Genomic DNA, 2118 nt, shown 5'->3' on the forward strand with positions numbered 1-2118 from the left:
CTTTCGTTCAAAGGTTTCTAGGATTTTACGAGCAGAGCAACACACTCGATGTGATGCGTCTGCGGGACTCAAAAGGTTCAGTGAACCTTTTGAGGATTAACTGCGTTTTACCAACAAACTTACACACTCGACGTGGTGCGTTTGTGGGAACAGATCAACCGGCTGGACTTTCTTCAATTCGTATCCCAACTCTTGATAGAGTTTGATATCACGCGCCATAGTAGCCACATTACAGGAGATATAGGCGATGCGGTCAGCGCCTGTTTGGGCACTTGCTTTGATGAAGCTTTCGGTCAAGCCCTTGCGTGGTGGGTCGACTAGGATAGCAGTTGGTTGGATGCCTTCCTTGAGCCAATTCTTCATAGCATTTTCTGCTGTATCACAAACATAGTGGGCATTGGTGATGCCATTTAAACTAGCATTCTTCTGGCTATTCTCCACTGCTTCTGGGATAACTTCCACTCCGTAGACTTCCTTGACATGCTTGGCAACTGACAAGCCAATGGTCCCAATTCCGGAGTAGGCGTCAATCACGACATCATCTTCTCTTAACTCCGCAAAGTCAATGGCTGTCTGATAGAGCTTCTCTGCCATTTCTGTATTGACCTGGTAAAAGGCTGGTCCAGAGATTTGGAAGCTATTGTCCAACATTTGATCGGTAATATAGTCTTGACCGTAGAGAACCCGCCATTCTTTTCCAAAAATGGCATTGGTATTCTGATCGTTGATATTTTGCATAACAGATTTGATGGCTGGGAATTGCTTGATTAACTGCTCGAGAAACTGGTCCACACGGAAAACCTTGGGACGAGTGGTGACCAAAATGACCATGATTTCTCCTGAATGGTGACCTCGGCGGACCACAAGATTGCGAATCAAGCCAGACTGTTCCTTTTCATCATAAGGCTTGAGGTCAAACCGACGAATCAAATCTCGAAGAGCCAAGACCACTTGGTCAATGACTGGATCTTGGATATAGAAGTCTTCGATCGGCATCAAATCATGAGAGTTCTTGCGAAAGAAACCTGTCTCTACCTGACCATTGACACGACGGACAGGAACCTGGGCCTTGTTGCGATACTGGACGGGATGGCCCATCCCCAAGGTCAGGGGCACTTCGATATCAGAGATTCCTGCCATCTTGTAAAGGCTATCCTTAACCTGCTTGGCCTTGAATTTCAGCTGCTCCGGATAAGCTAGGTGGCCCAAGTCAGCAATGCCGCTTCGCAAGTAAGCCAGGTCTAGCTCTTCATTGCGGTGAGGAGATTTTTCCAAGTACTCCTCTACTTTTCCGTAGCCGATTTTCTTGTTGACCTTGAGCACGCGCATGCGGATGACTTCTCCTGGCAGGGCATTCTCCACAAAAAAGACCAGGCCATCGACCTTAGCCACTCCTGCTCCTTCGTGTGTCAAATCGACAATCTCAACCGTTACAATTTCGTTTTTCTTTAACATGGTGTTCAATCTTTCTACAAATTAAAAGGGATGGAGTTTTCAAAACTCCTATCCCTTAATTATATCATCTTAAGCCCATTTGGGACAATTTCTTTTTATAAGCATCGAAATCCACTAAGAGACCTTGGCCGCCATACATATCATAGGCATCGACCCAATCCCCATTTTCTGGAATGGTAATGCGTTCAATCCCCTTGCTGGCACTTCCGACTAAGCCAATCCCGTTGGTCAATAGGAAGGAGAAGGGTACATTGGTCGAGGTCATAGCGAAGACCTTTCCCAGTGCTTCAGATCCAGTAAAGAGCTTGGTTGGATCCTTAATTTGGTGCACAATGGCAGACATGACTTCTTGTTGGCGTCTTGTCCGTCCAAAGTCGCCCTCATCATCTTTACGGAAACGAGCATAGTTGAGGAGGGTCCGGCCGTCCATTCGTTGTTTTCCGACCTTAATGGTCTGATTCGGAACGACCCCATCCTTCATATTCAAGTCATCAGGAACTTCAACCTCAGAGACGGTTTCACCATCAATGGTGGAGAACTGAGCATTCATCTCCACCCCATTCGGGAAGAGAGTGTCAATCGCTGTCGCAAAGGTTTGGAAATCGACCATGGCATAGTATTGGATATCAATGTCAAAGTTATCTTTGAGCATTTGACGGACCA

2 protein-coding genes are annotated in these 2118 nt (G+C 46.5%); both read right to left on the reverse strand.

The features are described 5' to 3' along the window. Nucleotides 1-96: 96 nt before the first annotated feature. Nucleotides 97-1455, reverse strand: coding sequence for a 23S rRNA (uracil(1939)-C(5))-methyltransferase RlmD (gene rlmD / locus ACLOR3_RS06915; RefSeq protein WP_411399837.1), 1359 nt, complete (start codon nt 1453-1455; stop codon nt 97-99). A gap of 64 nt (nt 1456-1519) precedes the next feature. Beyond that, nucleotides 1520-2118: LCP family protein (locus ACLOR3_RS06920; RefSeq protein ID WP_412037097.1), on the reverse strand; the 599-nt coding region annotated here is incomplete at its 5' end.

Source organism: Streptococcus intestinihominis (assembly GCF_046824975.1).
Taxonomy (GTDB): domain Bacteria; phylum Bacillota; class Bacilli; order Lactobacillales; family Streptococcaceae; genus Streptococcus.

What these genes read in the sequence shown, in the direction of transcription:
- rlmD (WP_411399837.1), bottom strand. Translation starts at nt 1,455, where the DNA reads ATGTTAAAGAAAAACGAAATTGTAACGGTTGAGATTGTCGATTTGACA.